We start from the raw sequence: 18,400 nt of genomic DNA, 5'->3' as shown, positions 1-18,400 counted from the left end.
CAGGTGGGACGGGGGCGCGGGCGCCGGATCGCCGACCTCCTACGGAACTGCTAGAGACTCAGCCCTGCCGCGCCATCCCCGCAGCTCGGCGTCGCGGAATAGGCACAAGCATCGACACCTCGCGGCGGTAATCGAGGTATTGGTGGCCCAGCGACGCGACCAGGTCCCGCTCCTCCAGCTGGGTGGCGACCAGGATGTAGAGCGTCATGCCGACCGAGAACAACAGATGCCCGGCCGTCATGACGGGCGCGGCCCAGAACGCGATGCCCATCCCGAGCATCAGGGGGTGCCGCACCACGCGGTAGAGGAGCCGGACGCGGAATTCGACGCTGGTGTAAGGCTGTTGGCGCGATGCCAGGTACACCTGCCGGAGCCCGAACAGGTCGAAGTGGTTGATCAGGAACGTCGCCAGCAGCGCGATCGCCCAGCCGAGCCAGAACAGCGCCCACAGCAGCGCGCGGGCCGCCGGCATCCGCACCTCCCAGACGACTGTCGGCATCGTCCGCCATTGCCAGTACATCAGGGCGAGCACGACGCTCGAGAACACCACGTAGGTGCTGCGCTCGATCGACGACGGCACGAAGCGTGCCCACCACCGCTTGAACGCGGGCCGGGCCATCACGCTGTGCTGCACCCCGAAGAGGGCGACCAGGACCGCGTTGATCGGGATGGCCTGGACGATGGGCGCGGCGAGCCCATGATCGACGCTTCGGGGCACCGCGAAATTGCCCACGAAACCGATGAGATACAGGAACGCCGCGAGGAAGAGCAGGTACGCCGCGGCGCCGTAACCAAGCGTCAGATATCGCTTCATGGGCTAAGTGTCCGCCGCGTGCGAGCGCTCGACCATAGGTCGTTTGCCTCATCTTCCCCGGGCGGGGCACTAGGTATTTTTGACCAGTCCGTTGCGCAGCGCGTACATGCTGGCGCCGATGCGGTTCGAAACGCCGATCTTGGCGTAGGTGCGCTCGACGTGGTTGCGGGCGGTCTTCTCGCTGATCACCAGCGACGCCGCGATGTCCTTGTTGGAGGCGCCGCGCGCGACCAGGCACAGCACTTCGATCTCCCTGGGGGTCAACCCGTCCGGCCGCATTTTGGGCCGCTGCGCGGGTTGACCGGCCGCGTGCAGCACCGCTTCGACGGCGACCGATTCCAGTTCACCGGCCCGCGCCCGGCCGCGCAGCCGCCTGGCCGCCGCGTCCGGCGACATCTGCTCGCGATACGGCCTGGGCTCGCAGGCGGACTGATAGCAGACCGCGGCGGCCAGGATCCGGTCCGGCAGACCGAGCGCGGAGCCGGCGAGCCCACGCGGATACCCCGAACCGTCCAGGCATTCATGGTGATTGCCCGCGACCTCCGCGAGCTGCCGCAGGCCGGGCACCTGGTTGAGGATGCGGACCGTCAGATACGGGTGCAGCCGCACGCGTTCGAATTCCGAGGCCGTCAGCGGCCCCTCCCGGGACCAGATCTGGTTCGACACCCCGATGCGGCCCAGGTCGTGGACGTGACCCGCGCGTCGCGTCAGGGCCACCGCGTCGGCGTCGACGCCCGCGGCCCGCGCGGCGTCCCCGGCGAGCCGGGCGACCGCGCGCGAATGCCCAAGGGTGAACGGGCATTTCAGGTCGACGAAGTCGCCGAGGGCGACGAGCAGGGCGTCCAGCGACCGGTCGTCGAGCCGCTGATCCCGATCGGGCGCGGCGGCCAGTGCCGCGGCCCAGGAGTCGCCGGCCTGCGGGCCGGCCAGGATCTGCTCGCCGTGACGCAGGAAGGCGTCGGCGACCTGGGGGTCGAATTGCCCGCCGCGCCGATCACGCACCATGGCCTCGGCCCCCGCGACGCCGTAGGTGCGATGGTGCACCTCGACCATGTCGGCCAGCTGAGCGATGCGCATCTGGATCGGGATCTCGTCGCCCCGGGCGCCTGCGGGCAACCCGCCGCCGTCGTAGCGCTCGAAGGCGAACGCCACGGCCGCCTGCACGTCGGGCCCCAGCCCCATTCGGTCGGCCAGGACGGCCGCCGAGGTGCAATGCGAGTGGATCAGGCGGGAGATGTGGCCGCGCGCGTTGGCGAAAAGCGTTGCCATGACGCTCAATCGGTGCGTCAGCGGCTGGCCGCGCCCCACGTTGCCGGCCAGGAACCGCAGGTAGGGCAGCCCGGACCAGTCGACGAGATACGAGTCGTGGCGCACGGCGATGTCGTCGCCGAACCACCGCGCGTATTCGTGGGAGTCGGCGTGACAGCCGATCCACATGATCAGGGTCGTGTAATAGGTGCAATCCCGTTCGTCGGTGTCGAGCCCGAGCCGGTCGGCAAGCCTGGTCGCGATCAGCGCCGCCCGGAGCATGTGCTCGGCGGGCTGGCCCAAACCCAGGTCGATCGCCACCGACAGCGCGGCCAGCAGCTCCGCCCGGGTCGGCAGTTCGGGCTCCGACATGGGCCTCATTGTGCCCAGCTCATCGGTCCGCGGTCAGCCGATTGGCACAGTGCGTCCGACGGCGTGATGGCGGCCGGCGTCGAAGGTTTCGAAATGGCCCGAACCCACCACGAACAGGCCGCGCTGCGGCGGCCGGAAACCGGCCAGCCGCGGTTGGTGCGGCAGCGGCCCGACCGGCCCGAGGTCCACCCCGCGCCATGCCGCGCGCGAACCCGCCACCGCCCACACTTGCGCGGGGGCGATCATGAACCGCTGCCCGTTGGGCGCGGTGCCGGACAGGCGGACCCGGCCGGCCCTCAGCGTCGGGCCCGCGGCCCGGCCGAGGGCGGCCAGCAGCGCGCGGTTGGTCCACGCCCGCGCCGGCAACCGCCCGCCGACCGTGCTCATCAGTCGGGTGGACGCGGTGGTGCCGATATCGATGTGCCAGGCCAGCAATCCCGGGATCTCGACGAACAGCGACCACGGGGTGACCCAGGCGACGTCGATGTCGCACTGCACCGCATCGTTGGGCGTCGCCGAGCTGAAGAACCGGGCGCAGCTCTGCGGGCCCGGCGTCGTTGCGTAGAAGGTCCACGCGCCGTCGGGGTCGCGGTGCCACACCGACCGATAGCCGGGCGAAAACGACGTGGCCGGAAATACCCGCAACGCCAGATAGTGTCCGCTGGCGAACGGAAGGCCCATCACGCCGAAGCCGACGAACCGTTCGTCGTCTCCGGACGGCAGGCGGGGGTTCTGCAGGACGGCCGTGGCGGCCGCCAAAGGCGAAGTGATCATGCGGGAATCGTGCGCGCGGGGGTGCCGTCGACGCATGGGGCGACTGCCTCAAATCCCCGGGCCGTGGCGAGCGTGAAGCGAGCCGCACCTTCGGCGCCGAGCGTGAAGCTAGCCGCACACTCGGCGAGAAAGGCGCGCGCTAGCGGCGCTTGACCGACTTCGGCGGCTTGGCGCCGCGGCCTTGCTGCCTGGCGGCCGCGCGGCGCTCGCGCCGGGAACCGCCGCCCGCCACGCCCGCCGGCGTCCGCTGACCGTCGCCGCCGTTGCGTTGCACCTGCGCCGAGCCGTCCTCCGACGGGCCGGAGTAGGTCATCGCCGGCGCCTCGTTGTCAATCCCCTTGGCGCGCAACTGGGTTGGCGGCTCTTCCCGCGCGGGCGGGACGGCCTCGCCCTGGTCCGCCGCGGTTCCCAGATCCTTGAGCCCCTCCGGCGTTTCCACCGGCGCGACCTGTGGGGTGGGCACCGCCTCGACCGTGACGTTGAAGAGGAATCCGACCGACTCCTCTTTCATGCCGTCGAGCATCGCCATGAACATGTCGTAGCCCTCGCGCTGGTACTCCACCAGCGGGTCGCGCTGCGCCATTGCGCGCAGCCCGATGCCTTCCTTGAGGTAGTCCATCTCGTAGAGGTGCTCGCGCCACTTGCGGTCGATGACGTTGAGCAACACGTTGCGTTCCAGCTGGCGCATCGCGCCCTCGCCGGCGATCTCTTCCAGCTCGGCTTCCCTTGCGGCATAAGCCCGTTCGGCGTCCTTGAGCAGCTCGTCGAGCAGCTCCTCGCGGGTGAGGTCGTCGCGGTCGGAGTCGGCGTCCACGCGCATCAACGTCTCGTGGTCGATGCCGACCGGGTACAGGGTCTTGAGCGCGGTCCACAACGCCTCGAGGTCCCAGTCCTCGGCGTAGCCGTCGGCGGTCGCACCGTTGACGTAGGCGGTGACCACGTCGCGGACCATGTCCAGCGCCTGCTCCTTGAGGTTCTCGCCCTCCAGGATGCGGCGGCGCTCGGCGTAGATCACCTTGCGCTGCTGGTTCATCACCTCGTCGTACTTGAGGACGTTCTTGCGGACCTCGAAGTTCTGCTGCTCGACCTGGGTCTGGGCACTCTTGATCGCGCGGGTGACCATCTTGGCTTCGATGGGCACGTCGTCGGGCAGGTTGAGCCGGTTGAGCATCGCCTCCAGCGCGGCGCCGTTGAACCGGCGCATGAGCTCGTCGCCCAGTGACAGATAGAAGCGGGACTCGCCTGGGTCGCCCTGGCGGCCGGAGCGGCCGCGCAGCTGGTTGTCGATGCGCCGCGACTCGTGCCGCTCGGTGCCCAGCACGTACAGGCCGCCGGCCTCGACCACCTCGGCGGCCTCCTTGCCGGCCTCCTCCTTGACCTTGGGCAGCTCCTCGTGCCAGGCCGCCTCGTACTCCTCGGGCGTCTCCACCGGGTCGAGGCCGCGCTCGCGCAGCCGCTGGTCGGTGAGGAAGTCGACGTTGCCGCCCAGCACGATGTCGGTACCGCGGCCGGCCATGTTGGTCGCCACCGTGACCCCGCCGCGGCGGCCCGCCACGGCGACGATGCCCGCCTCCTGCTCGTGGTACTTGGCGTTGAGCACGTTGTGCGGGACGCGGCGCTTCTGGAACTGGCGCGACAGGTACTCGGAGCGCTCGACGCTGGTGGTACCGATCAGGACCGGCTGGCCCTTCTCGTAGCGCTCGACGACGTCGTCGACCACCGCGATGTACTTGGCCTCCTCGGTCTTGTAGATGAGGTCGGACTGGTCGGTGCGGACCATCGGCTTGTTGGTCGGGATGGGCACCACGCCCAGCTTGTAGATCTCGTGCAGCTCGGCCGCCTCGGTCTGAGCGGTACCGGTCATGCCGGCGAGCTTGTCGTAGAGCCGGAAGTAGTTCTGCAGCGTGATGGTGGCCAGCGTCTGGTTCTCGGCCTTGATCTCGACGTGCTCCTTGGCCTCGATGGCCTGGTGCATGCCCTCGTTGTAGCGGCGGCCGTAGAGCACGCGGCCGGTGAACTCGTCGACGATCAGCACCTCGCCGTCGCGGACGATGTAGTCCTTGTCGCGGTTGAACAGCTCCTTGGCCTTCAGCGCGTTGTTGAGGTAGCTGACCAGCGGCGAGTTGGCGGCCTCGTAGAGGTTGTCGATGCCGAGCTGATCCTCGACGAACTCCACACCCAGTTCGTGCACCCCGACGGTGCGCTTGCGCAGGTCGACCTCGTAGTGGACGTCCTTTTCCATCAATGGCGCCAGCCGGGCGAACTCGAGGTACCAGTTGGAGGCGCCGTCGGCGGGGCCGGAGATGATCAGCGGGGTGCGGGCCTCGTCGATCAGGATGGAGTCGACCTCGTCGACGATGGCGAAGTTGTGCCCGCGCTGCACCAGGTCGTCGAGCGAATGCGCCATGTTGTCGCGCAGGTAGTCGAAGCCGAATTCGTTGTTGGTGCCGTAGGTGATGTCGGCGGCATACGCCACCCGGCGCTCGTCGGGGGTCATCTGGGCGAGTATCACGCCGACCTCGAGACCGAGGAAGCGGTGCACGCGGCCCATCCACTCGCTGTCGCGTTTGGCCAGGTAGTCGTTGACGGTGACGACGTGCACGCCCTTGCCGCCGATGCCGTTGAGGTAGGCCGGCAACACCGAGGTCAGGGTCTTGCCCTCACCGGTCTTCATCTCCGCCACGTTGCCGAAGTGCAGCGCCGCCGCGCCCATCACCTGCACGTCGAACGGGCGCTGGTCGAGCACCCGCCAGGCCGCCTCGCGGGCCACCGCGAAGGCCTCGGGCAGCAGGTCGTCGAGGCTTTCGCCGTCGGCATGCCGCTTCTTGAACTCGTCGGTCTTGGCCCGCAGCTCCGCGTCGGTCAGCTTTTCGACCTCGTCGGACAGGGTGTTGACGTAGTCAGCCACCCGCTTGAGACGCTTGAGCATGCGACCTTCGCCAAGGCGCAGCAACTTCGACAGCACAGCTATGTCCCCTGTTGGTTAGGAGTCTCTTCTCTTAAGGCGACTCCCATCGTAGGTGACGACGCCGTGATGGCCGTCGTACCTCAGGAGAGCCTGATCAGCCCGTAGTCGTAGGCGTGCCGCCGGTAGACCACGCAGGGCCGCTCGGTCTGCTTGTCGTGGAAGAGGAAGAAGTCGTGCCCGACGAGCTCCATCTCGTAGAGCGCGTCGTCGACCGTCATCGGCGTAGCCGGGTGTTCCTTGGTCCGCACGATCCGACCGGGCTCGTGGCCGGCCTCGGCGCCGTCATGCTCGGCCGGCGGTTCGGGCGCACGTTCCTGCGCCGGCGGCGGCACGACCGCGGTGGCGGCGGCCAGCGACACCGGCGTCTTGTCGCCGTAGTGGACCTTGCGGCGATCCTTGGCGCGGCGCAGCCGGTTCTCCAGCTTGTCGACCGCGGACTCGAATGCCGCGTAGAAGCTGTCGGCGCAGGCCTCCGCCCGGCTTACCGGCCCGCGGCCGCGGGCGGTGATCTCGACGCGTTGACACGATTTGCGCTGTCGCCGGTTGGGCGCGTGCTTGAGCTCGACATCGAAGAGATAGATGGAGCGATCGAACCGCTCGAGGCGGGCGAGTTTCTGGGAGACGTACACCCGATAGTGGTCGGGGATTTCTACGTTGCGGCCCTTGAAGACGACTTCGGCGTTGGTCATCGGTTGAACTTGGCCGTCGGTTTGCGTCGGCGGTTGGTCGAGAATTTGACCGGAATCCACGGATAGCCTTGACATACGTGACAACTCGTTTCTCTTTCACGTCGCACGCGCCCTGCGTGCCCGGCTTGCTGACGACGCGCCGACGAGGTGGGGAGAGCGGGTCTTTTCACCTGAATCACCGCTGCAGGCTGCTCGCCGATGCAAGGTGTCGAATACTCACCCCTTCCCGCGAGTGGGGTCTCAACCTGGGAATGTCGCGACCAGTGAGTCAGACCAGTGAGTCGATTAACGTTGTTCTCGACGTTAGCTCTTGTTCGCCTCGCCATGCCACTGATTTCGCGGAGCTGTTGCGAGTTCTTCACATACTCTTGGCGACCGCACAGCCTCACGCGGCCGCGACCGTCAGCACTGCGGTGACCCGGACCCCCGCCGCCCGCAGTACCCGCACCGACTCCCGTGCCGTGGCCCCGGTGGTGACGATGTCGTCGACGATCAAGACCTCGGTGGGCGGCGCCGCGCGCCGCAGCCGCACCCGGCCCGCGACGTTGCGCTCGCGGGCCGCGGTGCCCAGGCCCACCGAGTCGCGCACCAGCGCCCTCATCCGCAGCGCCGGGGCGACGGCGATCGCGGGATGGCCGGCCACCGCCGCGCGCGCGAGCCGGGTGACCGGGTCGCCGCCGCGTCGGCGCGCCGCCGAACGGCGCGTCGGGGCCGGCACGACGGTCAGCGGGAGCTCGACGATGCCCCAGGAGAGCAGCCGGTGCACACCGGCGGCCAGCGCCCCCGCCAACGGCCCGACGAGATCCGTGCGGCCGTGCTCCTTGAGCGCCAAGATCGCCTGGCGGCGGGCGCCCGCGTAGCGGCCGAGCGCGAACACCGGCACCTGCGGATCGACGCGCGGGGTCACCACATGGGGTTGGTCGGCGGCCACCGATAGCTCCCGTGTGCAGGCGGCGCACCAACGGGTCGACGGCGCCCCGCAGCCGCCGCACTGCAGCGGCAGGATGAGATCCAGCACGGGGTCAGTGTCGCCGGCGGGACCGACAACCGGGGTGATGGTGGCGACCCGCCGCGCTCGCGATCGCCACTAGCCCCACGGTGGCGACCCGCCACGCCCGGCTCCGCCGCGCTCGCGATCGCCACTAGCCAGGCAGGACCGGCGCCGCCCCGAACACCATCAGGCCCGGCACCTCCGACCACCCCTGCTGGCTTTCGGCGGCGGCCGCCGAATACTGCAGCACCCCTTGGGGAGCCCCGACGTAGACCGTCGACGGGTTGGCGGCGACCGTCAGCACCGGCATCTGCAGACCCCGGGACGGCGCGTCGGAGTTCACCCCGTCGAGGTTGACGTACGACACCGGATGGCTGGCGTCCGTGCGGGTCACCACGATGTCGTCACCGGTGCGCCAGGACAGCGACACCACCGAGTTGCCCAGCCCGAAGCCGAGCCGCCGCGGGTAGGCCAGGGCGTACTGGCCGGCCTGGGTCTGCTCGACGCTGGCCAGGATCACCTGGCCACCGATCACCATCGCGGCGCGCGTGCTGTCGCGGGACAGCTGCAGGTCGGTGATCGGACCCGGGAAGCGGGTGGACACGGCGACGGAATCGACGGGAATGCGGGCGGGCTGCCCCGACGCCGGTTCCTGGATCGCGCGCAAAACGTTGTTGCCGTCCACCACCACCCACACGGCATCGTCCAGCGACCAGCTGGGCCGCGTCAGGCCGTGCCCGTCGGCGGACTGGACCGCCTCGCCGCCCAGGTCGCCGATCCACAGCGAGGCCGCCTCGTCCGGCGCGCCGCGGTGCAGGGTGACGACGGACGCGACCTGTCGCCCGCTGCGCGACAGCGCGGCGCCGGTCTGGTCGCCCATCCGCCCGAAGGCCCCGGGCACATTGGCGAAGTGCTGGCCGTCCAGGGAGACCAGCGACCCGTTCACCAGCGCATGCAGCCCGGCGCCCGCGCCGTCGGCGACGCCCGGGTCGGTGGCGGCGACGTCGGAGGTCGTCCAGCCCTCCGCGAACCGGTCGTCGAGCGGGGCGCCGTCGGCGTTGATCACGTACGGGCCCCTGATGTCGGCCCGCGCCAGCGTCCAAATGATCTGCGCGGCAAGCAAAGCCCTGCTGTGCGGGTCGGTGGTGGACAGCTTCTCCAGGTCGATGCGCGCGCCCCCATAACCGCGCCCGATCCCGTTCTTGCCGCCGTCGGCCCGGGTCACCGGCCCGCGCAGCCGCAGCGGCGGGGCGAGCAGGTTGCGCACCGTGTGCGCCATCTCGGGGCGCGGCCCGCCGATCAGCTTGGAGACCAGCTCGGTCGCCAATTGGTCGTGGTCGGCCACCGCCACGTAGCGCGGATCGGGCACCACCGTCTTGCCGGTCGGGTCGGCGAAGTAGAGCGTGTTGCGCTTGTACGTCGACTGGAACTGCTGCCAGTCCAGGAACACCCCGTTGGGCAGGCGGTCGATCCGCCACCCGCCCGAGGTCTTGACCAACTCGATCGGGCCGGGGTCGGGCAGTACCCCCTCCGCGGTCTCGAACACCCCCATGTCCGAAAGCGACCCCAGGATGTCGGCCCGCATATTCGCCGAAACCCGTTCGGCGGCACGGGTTTCCACGAACACCACGTGGTCGATCAGCAGGGCGCTACCGGCGTCGTCCCAGGCGTTGGACGCCGACTGGGTGAGGAACTGGCGGGCCGCCAGGTGCCGGTTCGCGGGATCGGCTGTGGCCTTGAGGAATTCGCGCAGCAGGACGTCGGGGTCCATGCCGGGGGTCGGCTTGGGCAGGTTCGACGGCGCGGGTCGCTCGACCGTGCCGATGGCCTGCGGCGCCGACGAGCTGGGCACGCCCGCGCAACCGGCCAGCAGCAAGGCCAGCATCAGCAGGCCCAGCAGCCGGCGCATCATCCGCTCCTCTCCGCGTGTTCGCGTTGCCGCGAACGGTCTTTGGGTTGCGGGCCGGTGTTGGCGGTCGGCGGGATGGGTTTCATGGGCAGCGGGCTGGTGGTGACCTTGTGCCCGCGGACCAGCGGCAGCGTGAGCCGGAAGCACGAGCCCTCGCCGGGCTCGCCCCACGCCTCCAGCCGGCCCTGGTGCAGGCGCGCGTCCTCGACGCTGATCGCCAGGCCCAGGCCGGTGCCGCCCGACCGGCGCACCCGCGAAGGGTCGGCCCGCCAGAACCGGCTGAACACCAGCTTCTCCTCGCCCGGCCGCAGCCCCACCCCGTAGTCGCGGACGGTGACCGCGACGGTGTCCTCGTCGGCGCCCATCCGGATCTGCACCGGCTTGTGTTCGGCGTGGTCGATGGCGTTGGCGATCAGGTTGCGCAGGATCCGCTCCACCCGCCGGGTGTCCACCTCGGCGATCACCTCCTCGTCGGGCAGGTCGACGAGCAGCTCGATGCCGGCGTCCTCGGCCAGGTGGCCCACATTGCCGAGCGCGCTTTGCACGGTGCTTCGCAAATCCACCGCCTCGACGGACAATTCGGCCACGCCCGCGTCGTGGCGGGAGATCTCCAGCAGGTCGTTGAGCAGCGACTCGAACCGGTCGAGTTCGTTGACCATCAGCTCGGTGGAGCGCGCCAGGGTGGGGTCGAGGTCGGCGCTGTGGTCATAGATGAGGTCGGCGGCCATCCGGACCGTGGTCAGCGGCGTGCGGAGTTCGTGGCTGACGTCTGAGGTGAACCGGCGCTGCAGGTTGCCGAACTCCTCGAGCTGGGTGATCTGGCGGGACAGGCTCTCCGCCATGTCGTTGAACGACACCGCGAGCCGGGCCATGTCGTCCTCGCCGCGCACCGGCATCCGTTCGGACAGGTGCCCCTCGGCGAACCGTTCGGCGATCCGCGACGCCGACCGCACCGGCACCACCACCTGGCGGGACACCAGCAGGGCGATCCCGGCGAGCAGCACCAGCAGCACGGCGCCGCCGGTGATCATCGTGCCGCGGACCAGCGTGATGGTGGCCTGCTCGTTCTTCAGCGGGAAGATCAGGTACAGCTCCAGGTTGGCCACCTGCGACGAGGCGGGGGTGCCCATGATCAGCGCCGGCCCGGAGAAGCCGTCGGTGTGTACGGTCGCGTACTGGTAGGACGCCTGCCCGGCCTTGACGAAGCCGCGCAGCGAATTGGGCACCTGGTCTACGGGTCCGGCCGTGGACGCCGCGCGCGGCCCATCGCCCGGCACGATCAGCACCGCGTCGAACGCGCCGGCCAACCCGGCGCCCGACGCGGGGTCGGTCTTGGACGTCAGCGTGTTGCGGGCCAGTTGCAGGCTGCTGTCCAGGGAGCGGGTTTCCTCGCCGCTGACGATCCCGCCGACGGTGGTTCGCGCCCGCTCGATCTGTTCGATGCCCGCCTTGACCTTGACGTCGAGCACCCGATTGGTGACCTGAGAAGTCAGCACGAAGCCGAGCGCGAGAATCACCGCCAGTGACATTCCGAGCGTCAGCGCGACGACGCGCAGCTGCAACGACCGGCGCCACGCGACGGCAACGGCGCGACTCACCGCACCCATGCCGCGGGTCATGGGACCCGAACGCCCCCAGCGGCTCCTAGTCCGTCGCGGCGAGCGCCAAATCAAGGACGCTCCCGGATCACGGAGGTCCGGCCTTGTATCCCACTCCTCGAACGGTCAGCACCACGGTCGGGTTCTCCGGGTCCTTCTCAACCTTGGCCCGCAGACGCTGGACATGCACGTTCACCAGGCGGGTGTCCGCCGGGTGCCGGTAGCCCCACACCTGTTCGAGCAGCACATCACGAGTAAACACCTGCCGCGGTTTGCGCGCCAACGCGACCAGCAGGTCGAACTCGAGCGGCGTCAGGGAGATCTGCTCGCCGTTGCGCGTCACCTTGTGGGCCGGCACGTCGATCTCCACGTCGGCGATGGACAGCATCTCGGCCGGCTCGTCGTCGTTGCGCCGCAGCCGCGCCCGCACCCGGGCCACCAGCTCCTTGGGCTTGAACGGCTTCATGATGTAGTCGTCGGCACCCGACTCGAGGCCGAGGACCACGTCCACGGTGTCGGTCTTGGCCGTGAGCATCACGATCGGGACGCCCGAATCGGCGCGCAGCACGCGACAGACGTCGATGCCATTCATGCCCGGCAGCATCAGGTCCAACAACACCAGATCGGGGCGCAGTTCGCGCACCGCAGTCAGGGCCTGGGTGCCGTCACCGATGACCGCGGTGTCGAAACCCTCCCCACGCAACACGATGGTGAGCATCTCGGCCAGCGAAGCGTCGTCATCGACGACGAGAATCCTTTGCCTCATGGAGTCCATGGTGTCACCAGATCGGGACAAAACTCGGACACCACACGGGTGTTTCTTCCCCGATAAGGGCGAATCGAGACCAAATTGTGCTAACCGGCGTCCAAAGAGACGGCCAACCGGCCAGGATCGACGTCCGCGTCGACCACCAGCCACGGGCCGCCCCAGTCCGCTTCGGCGAGTCCGGCGTAGACGGCGCCGGTGCGCCGCTGGAGGCCGTCGTCGCGTTCGTAGCTGTCCCGGGCCCGCCCCGGCTCGTGCTCGGCCCGGTGCCGGGCGCGCCGCGCGGCGAGCTCGACCGGCACTCCGAGCAGCAACTGCCAGTCGGGCGACGGCAGGCCCAGCCGCTCATATTCCAGCCGCCGCACCCACTCGACCGCCGGCCCGCCCGCGTCCTGGTGCAGGCGCGCGGCGCTGTAGGCCGCGTTCGAGGCGACGTAGCGATCCAGGATCACGACGTCGTGGTCGCGGCGCAACGCCTCGATGTCGTCGACGGCGCCCGCCCGGTCGAGCGCGAACAGCATCGCCATCCCGTAGACCGACGACGACAGGTCCCCGTGGTCGCCGTGCAGGGCCTCGGCCGCGACGTCGGCGGTCACCGATTTCCCGTAGCGGGGGAAGGCCATGATCGCCACCGACTTCCCGGTCGCCTCGAAAGCCCTGCGCAAGCCGTCGGACAGCGTCCGCTTGCCCGCGCCGTCAACCCCTTCGATCGCGATCAGCACGGCGCCAGCCTAAGCGCGACGCCGAACGCCGCGCTGGCGCGACGCTCGGCGGGCCAGCAATGACTCAGTAGCGGTAGTGGTCGGCCTTGTAGGGACCGTCGACGTCGACGCCGATGTACTCGGCCTGCTCCTTGGTCAGCTTGGTCAGCTTTCCGCCGAGCGCCTCCACGTGGATGCGGGCCACCTTCTCGTCGAGGTGCTTGGGCAGCCGGTACACCTCGTTGTCGTACTCGTCGTTCTTGGTCCACAGCTCGATCTGCGCGATCACCTGGTTGGAGAAGCTGTTGCTCATCACGAACGACGGGTGGCCGGTGGCGTTGCCCAGGTTCAGCAGCCGGCCCTCGGAGAGCAGGATGATCGACTTGCCGCTGTCGGGGAACGTCCACACATCGACCTGCGGCCGGATGTTGGTCTTGGTCGCGCCGGAGCGCTCCAGCTGGGCGACCTGGATCTCGTTGTCGAAGTGCCCGATGTTGCCGAGGACGGCGTAGTCCTTCATCGCCTTCATGTGCTCGAGGGTGATGATGTCCTTGTTGCCGGTGGCGGTGATGACGATGTCCGCCGTCCCGATCGCGTCCTCGACCGTCTCGACGTCGTAGCCCTCCATCAGGGCCTGCAGCGCGTTGATCGGGTCGATCTCCGTGACGACGACGCGCGCGCCCTGACCCTTGACCGAGTCGGCGCAGCCCTTGCCGACGTCGCCGTAGCCGCAGACCAGCACCTTCTTGCCGCCGATCAGCACGTCGGTGCCGCGGTTGATCCCGTCGATCAGCGAGTGCCGGCAGCCGTACTTGTTGTCGAACTTGGACTTGGTCACCGAGTCGTTGACATTGATCGCCGGGAACGCCAGGTCACCGGCCGCGGCGAACTGGTACAGGCGCAGCACGCCGGTGGTGGTCTCCTCGGTGACACCCTTGACCGACTCGGAGATCTTGGTCCACTTGTCCTTGTCGGTCTCGAAGCGGTTGCGCAGCAGCTCCAGGAAGACCTTCCATTCGGTGGGGTCGTCCTCCTCGGCGGGCGGCACCACGCCGGCCTTCTCGTATTGCGCGCCGCGCAGCACCAGCATGGTGGCGTCACCGCCGTCGTCGAGGATCATATTGGCCGGCTCGTCGGGCCAGGTCAGCATCTGCTCGGCGGCCCACCAGTACTCCTCCAGCGTCTCGCCCTTCCAGGCGAACACCGGAACACCCTTGGGCTCCTCGGGCGTGCCGTACGGGCCGACGACCACCGCGGCGGCGGCGTGGTCCTGGGTGGAGAAGATGTTGCACGACGCCCAGCGGACCTGCGCGCCCAGCGAAACGAGGGTCTCGATGAGGACCGCGGTCTGCACCGTCATGTGCAGCGAGCCCGAGATCCGCGCCCCCTTGAGCGGCTGCACGTCGGCGTATTCGCGGCGCAGCGACATCAGACCTGGCATCTCCTGCTCGGAGAGCTCGATGTCCCGGCGACCGTAGTCCGCGAGCGACAGGTCGGCGACCTTGAAGTCGATGCCGTTGCGGACGTCGGCGGTCAGCGAACTTTCAGTCGTCGTCATTAAAGTTCCATTCCTTCTGCGGCTTGGTTCGAAAGAGGATTACTTAGCTTAGGTATACGCTCTTGCGCCACTGTAGTCGGCGGCCCAGGCGCCGGCCGTCGTCAGGGGACGTTGACGACGCCGTGACGCTCGGCGAACGGCGTCATCAGCCGCGCGAGGTCCGCCGCCACGTCATGGTCGGCCTCGGGCGGCATCGAGACGTAGCTCATCGCCAGCCGCACGATGGCCCGCGCCAGCACGCCGGCATCCTCGTCGCTGGTGGCCACCCAGCTCTGGGTGAACGCCGTGCTCAGCCGTTCCGACGCCCGGGTGATGATGGGCCCGCTGTCGGTGGTGATGATCTGCAGCAGGTCCGGCTTGGCGACCCCGGTCAGCAGCGAGATCACCAGCGGGTCCGCCGCCGACTCCGCGAAGAAGGCCCGAAAGCCCTGCAGGAACGCCTCGTAGATCTTGCCGACGTTGGCGACGATGGCGGTATGGACGGCGTCGACCAGCCGGTCGGCCAGGCGCAGGGCGTAACCCTGCGCCAGACCCTGCCGCGACCCGAACTCGTTGTAGATGGTCTGCCGGCTGATGCCCGCGGCGCGGGCCACGTCCGAGAGCGTGATGGCGGACCAGTCGCGGGTCAGCAGCAGCTCGCGCATCGCGTCCAGCACCGAGTCGCGCAGCAGGGCGCGCGACGCCTCGGGGTAGGGCATCCGCTTCACAGGCGCGACAATAGCCGCTTCGGCCATGCCGTTGGTGCCGATCACGCCCGGGCTATCTCGACCATCTCGAAGTCGGATTTCGCCGCGCCGCAGTCCGGGCAGCTCCAGTCTTCGGGGATGTCGTCCCAGCGGGTCCCGGGCGCGATGCCGTCCTCCGGCCAGCCCTTGGCCTCGTCGTATTCGAATCCGCACTGCACGCAGATGAAGAGCTTGTAATCGGTCATCGGATGGCTCCTGTCTCCTGGAAATCGATCTTTTCGCGCACCGAACAGTCGGGGCAGCACCAGTCGTCGGGAATCTCGGCGAAGGGCGTGCCCGCGGGAAAGCCTTCCCGCGGAGCGCCTTTCGCCTCGTCGTAGATGTAGTCGCAGCCCGGGCAGCGGTAGGCGCTCATGCCCTCACCCCGTAGCGGGCCAGCACCCGCTTACGCACCCGCGGGTGGATGTTCACCTTGGTGATGTCGCCGTCGTAGTGTTCGAGCACCCGGTGGTCCATCACCTTGCGCCACAGCGGCGGGACGTAGGTCAGCGAGATCATCGACGCGTACCCGCTGGGCAGGTTGGGCGCGCCCGCCATGCTGCGCAGCGTCTGGTAACGCCGCGTCGGGTTGGCGTGGTGATCGCTGTGCCGCTGCAGGTGGTACAGGAACAAGTTGGTGACGACGTGGTCGGAGTTCCAGCTGTGCACCGGTGCGCACCGCTCGTAGCGACCGCTAGCGTTCTTCTGCCGCAGCAGCCCGTAATGCTCCAGGTAGTTGACCGCCTCGAGCAGGCTGAAGCCGAAGACGGCCTGGATGATGACGAACGGGATGAGCGCCGGGCCGAAGACCGCGATCAGCACGCCCCACAACACGATCGACAGCAGCCACGCGTTGAGCACGTCGTTGGACAGGTACGTCGCGGGGTTCCACGGGTTCTTGTCCAGCCGGCGCAGGCGCTGGGCCTCCAGCCGCAGCGACGAGCGCAGGCTGCCGAACACGCTGCGCGGCAGGAACTCCCAGAAGGTCTCCCCGAAACGGGCCGACGCGGGGTCCTCGGGCGTGGACACCCGCACGTGGTGGCCGCGGTTGTGCTCGATGTAGAAGTGGCCGTAGCAGGTCTGCGCCAGGGTGATCTTGGACAGCCACCGCTCCAGCGAGTCCTTCTTGTGGCCCATTTCGTGGGCGGTGTTGATGCCGACGCCGCCGAGGACGCCGACCGACAGCGCCACGCCCAGCTTGCCCGCCCAGCCCAGCGCGCCGTCATAGCCCAGCCAGCTCAGGTTGGAGGCGGTGAACAGGTACGCGCCGAAGACCACGCTGAGGTACTGGAACGGGATGAAGATGTAGGTGCAGTAGCGGTAGTACTTGTCGTTCTCCAGCTGCTCCATCGCCTCGTCGGGCGGGTTCTGCCCGTCGGGCCCAAAGCGCAGGTCGAGGATCGGCAGCAGCACGTAGACGAGGATCGGCCCGATCCACAGCGGCGCCTGCGCGGCGGCGTGCCAGCCGAGCTGGTTGAGCCCCCAGACGATCGGCAGCATCACGAAGAGCGCCGTCGGGGCGATCAGTCCCATCAGCCAGAGGCGTCGCTTCTTGTCCCGCCAGACGGGCGGCTCCACCGCCTCGGCGTCTGCCTGCCGTTCGAGTGTGGTCATATGCCAAACCTCCTTGTGAGTCACACCACGTTGGAGATTGACAATATCGCCATCAGCGTCTCGTGTCTAGACACAAGAGGTGCTTTTGTAAACGGATTCGCTAGGGCACGGCGTCGGGCTCGGCCCGGGCGGGCGGTGCGACGCCCTCCGCCTCGCGGCGGCCCTGCACGGAGTGCCGATAGCCGTAGCCGACATAGATCGCGGTGCCGACCGCCAGCCAGACGCCGAACCGCACCCAGGTCAGCGCAGTCAGGTTGACCATCAGCCAGACGCACGCGGCGATCGACGCGATCGGCAGGACCGGCACCCACGGGGCGCGGAAGCCCCGCTCCAGGTCCGGGCGGGTGCGGCGCAACACCATCACGCCGGCCGAGACCAGGACGAACGCGAACAGCGTGCCGACGTTGACCATCTCCTCGAGCTTGGCGATCGGGAACACCGAGGCCGTCGCGGCCACCACCACCGCGACGAGCACGGTGATCCGGACCGGGGTGCCGTGGGAGCCGGTCTTCGCCAACTGGCGCGGCAGCAAGCCGTCGCGCGCCATCGCGAACAGCACGCGGCATTGGCCGAGCATCAGCACCATCACCACGGTGGTCAATCCGGCCAGCGCCCCGATCGCGATGATCTTGCTGGCCCAATGGATGCCGTTCGCGGTGAACGCCGTGGCGAGGTTGGCCGGCTTGTGGCCGGGCATGGTCTTGAGCTGGGTGTAGGAGACCATCCCGGACAGCACCACCGAGACCGCCACGTAGAGCACGGTCACGATCGCCAGCGACGCCAGGATGCCCCGCGGAACGTCGCGCTGGGGCCGCTTGGTCTCCTCGGCCATGGTCGCGACGATGTCGAACCCGATGAACGCGAAGAACACGATCGACGCTCCCGCCAGCACCCCGTACCAGCCGTAGTGGCTGCTGTGCGCCCCGGTCATCAGCGACAGCACCGACTGGTTGACGCCCGACGCCTCGTGCCCCGCCTCCGGCTTGGGGATGAACGGCGAATAGTTGGAGCCCTTGATGTAGAAGGCGCCGACGACGACGACCAGCAGCACCACCGACACTTTGATGCCGGTGATCACCGCGGAGAACCGCGACGACAGCTTGGTGCCCAGGGCGATCAGCACGGCAACCCCGGTGACGATCAGCAGCGCGCCCCAGTCCAGGCTGACCGAACCGAGCTGCGTTGTGCCGCCGGCAAACCCGAACACGTTGCCCAGGTAGCTCGACCAGCCCTTGGCCACGACCGCGGCGCCGATCGCCAACTCGAGCAGCAGGTTCCAGCCGATGATCCAGGCGAGGAACTCCCCGAAGGTGGCGTAGGAGAACGTGTAGGCGCTGCCGGCGACCGGCAGCGTGGAGGCGAACTCGGCGTAACACAGCGCCGCCAGCGCGCACGTGACCGCCGCGATCACGAACGAGATCCAGATCGCCGGGCCGGTGATGTCACCGGTCGTCGACGCGGTGACGGTGAAGATACCGGCGCCGATCACCACGGCAACCCCGAAGACGACCAGGTCCAACCAGGTCAATTCCTTGCGTAACCGGGTGTCTGGCTCGTCGGTGTCGGCGATCGATTGTTCGACCGACTTCATGCGCCATCGGTTGGCCATCCGTCGCCCTTTCCCTCTACGAAGGGGACCCATTGGTCCGTCACAGTACTGGGTACTCTGCCGA

General features: G+C 68.8%; 16 protein-coding genes. All 16 read right to left on the bottom strand.

All coding sequences use genetic code 11. The features are described 5' to 3' along the window. Positions 1-58: 58 nt before the first annotated feature. A complete protein-coding gene (gene mddA, locus A5691_RS12630; protein ID WP_067781559.1) occupies positions 59-814 on the bottom strand; it encodes a methanethiol S-methyltransferase in 756 nt (251 codons plus the stop codon). Between the two features lie 69 nt (positions 815-883). Next, positions 884-2,434, bottom strand: coding sequence for an HD domain-containing phosphohydrolase (locus tag A5691_RS12625; protein WP_082950282.1), 1,551 nt, complete (start codon positions 2,432-2,434; stop codon positions 884-886). Positions 2,435-2,467: 33 nt separating this feature from the next. Beyond that, positions 2,468-3,208: a hypothetical protein gene (locus A5691_RS12620; RefSeq protein ID WP_067781562.1), complete on the bottom strand. Its 741-nt coding sequence runs from the start codon at positions 3,206-3,208 to the stop codon at positions 2,468-2,470. 139 nt (positions 3,209-3,347) lie between these two features. Further along, positions 3,348-6,173, bottom strand: coding sequence for a preprotein translocase subunit SecA (secA, locus tag A5691_RS12615; RefSeq protein WP_067781565.1), 2,826 nt, complete (start codon positions 6,171-6,173; stop codon positions 3,348-3,350). Positions 6,174-6,256: 83 nt separating this feature from the next. Continuing rightward, complete coding sequence (gene hpf / locus A5691_RS12610; protein ID WP_067759040.1) at positions 6,257-6,925, bottom strand: ribosome hibernation-promoting factor, HPF/YfiA family; 669 nt, start codon at positions 6,923-6,925, stop codon at positions 6,257-6,259. Between the two features lie 325 nt (positions 6,926-7,250). Next, positions 7,251-7,883 (bottom strand): ComF family protein, encoded by a 633-nt coding sequence (locus A5691_RS12605; protein WP_067759037.1) that lies wholly within the window; start codon positions 7,881-7,883, stop codon positions 7,251-7,253. Between the two features lie 124 nt (positions 7,884-8,007). After that, positions 8,008-9,768 (bottom strand): MtrAB system accessory lipoprotein LpqB, encoded by a 1,761-nt coding sequence (gene lpqB, locus A5691_RS12600; RefSeq protein WP_067889432.1) that lies wholly within the window; start codon positions 9,766-9,768, stop codon positions 8,008-8,010. Then, positions 9,765-11,438, bottom strand: a complete 1,674-nt coding sequence (gene mtrB / locus A5691_RS12595; protein WP_082950280.1) for an MtrAB system histidine kinase MtrB — start codon at positions 11,436-11,438, stop codon at positions 9,765-9,767. Before mtrB ends, lpqB begins: the two co-directional genes overlap by 4 nt. A gap of 13 nt (positions 11,439-11,451) precedes the next feature. After that, positions 11,452-12,138, bottom strand: a complete 687-nt coding sequence (gene mtrA / locus A5691_RS12590) for a two-component system response regulator MtrA (RefSeq protein ID WP_007168097.1) — start codon at positions 12,136-12,138, stop codon at positions 11,452-11,454. Positions 12,139-12,218: 80 nt separating this feature from the next. Beyond that, positions 12,219-12,851, bottom strand: coding sequence for a dTMP kinase (locus A5691_RS12585; protein ID WP_068019059.1), 633 nt, complete (start codon positions 12,849-12,851; stop codon positions 12,219-12,221). Positions 12,852-12,915: 64 nt separating this feature from the next. Continuing rightward, positions 12,916-14,388 (bottom strand): adenosylhomocysteinase, encoded by a 1,473-nt coding sequence (ahcY, locus tag A5691_RS12580; RefSeq protein ID WP_067759025.1) that lies wholly within the window; start codon positions 14,386-14,388, stop codon positions 12,916-12,918. A 101-nt stretch (positions 14,389-14,489) separates the two neighbouring features. Next, positions 14,490-15,122: a TetR family transcriptional regulator gene (locus A5691_RS12575; RefSeq protein WP_067759081.1), complete on the bottom strand. Its 633-nt coding sequence runs from the start codon at positions 15,120-15,122 to the stop codon at positions 14,490-14,492. Between the two features lie 14 nt (positions 15,123-15,136). Beyond that, a complete protein-coding gene (locus A5691_RS12570) occupies positions 15,137-15,319 on the bottom strand; it encodes a rubredoxin (RefSeq protein ID WP_067759022.1) in 183 nt (60 codons plus the stop codon). Continuing rightward, a complete protein-coding gene (locus A5691_RS12565) occupies positions 15,316-15,489 on the bottom strand; it encodes a rubredoxin (RefSeq protein ID WP_067781571.1) in 174 nt (57 codons plus the stop codon). Before A5691_RS12565 ends, A5691_RS12570 begins: the two co-directional genes overlap by 4 nt. Continuing rightward, positions 15,486-16,727 carry an alkane 1-monooxygenase gene (locus tag A5691_RS12560; RefSeq protein ID WP_068019056.1) on the bottom strand — a complete coding sequence of 414 codons (1,242 nt, stop codon included), beginning with the start codon at positions 16,725-16,727 and terminating at the stop codon, positions 15,486-15,488. Before A5691_RS12560 ends, A5691_RS12565 begins: the two co-directional genes overlap by 4 nt. A 100-nt stretch (positions 16,728-16,827) precedes the next feature. Next, on the bottom strand, positions 16,828-18,336 hold the full coding sequence (locus tag A5691_RS12555; protein ID WP_067759012.1) for an APC family permease: 1,509 nt from the start codon (positions 18,334-18,336) through the stop codon (positions 16,828-16,830). Positions 18,337-18,400: the final 64 nt, after the last annotated feature.

It is taken from the genome of Mycobacterium sp. E183, from assembly GCF_001667735.1.
GTDB lineage: Bacteria > Actinomycetota > Actinomycetes > Mycobacteriales > Mycobacteriaceae > Mycobacterium.
Note: the sequence above shows the minus strand (reverse complement) of the source record. Positions and strands in the feature narration are given on the sequence as shown.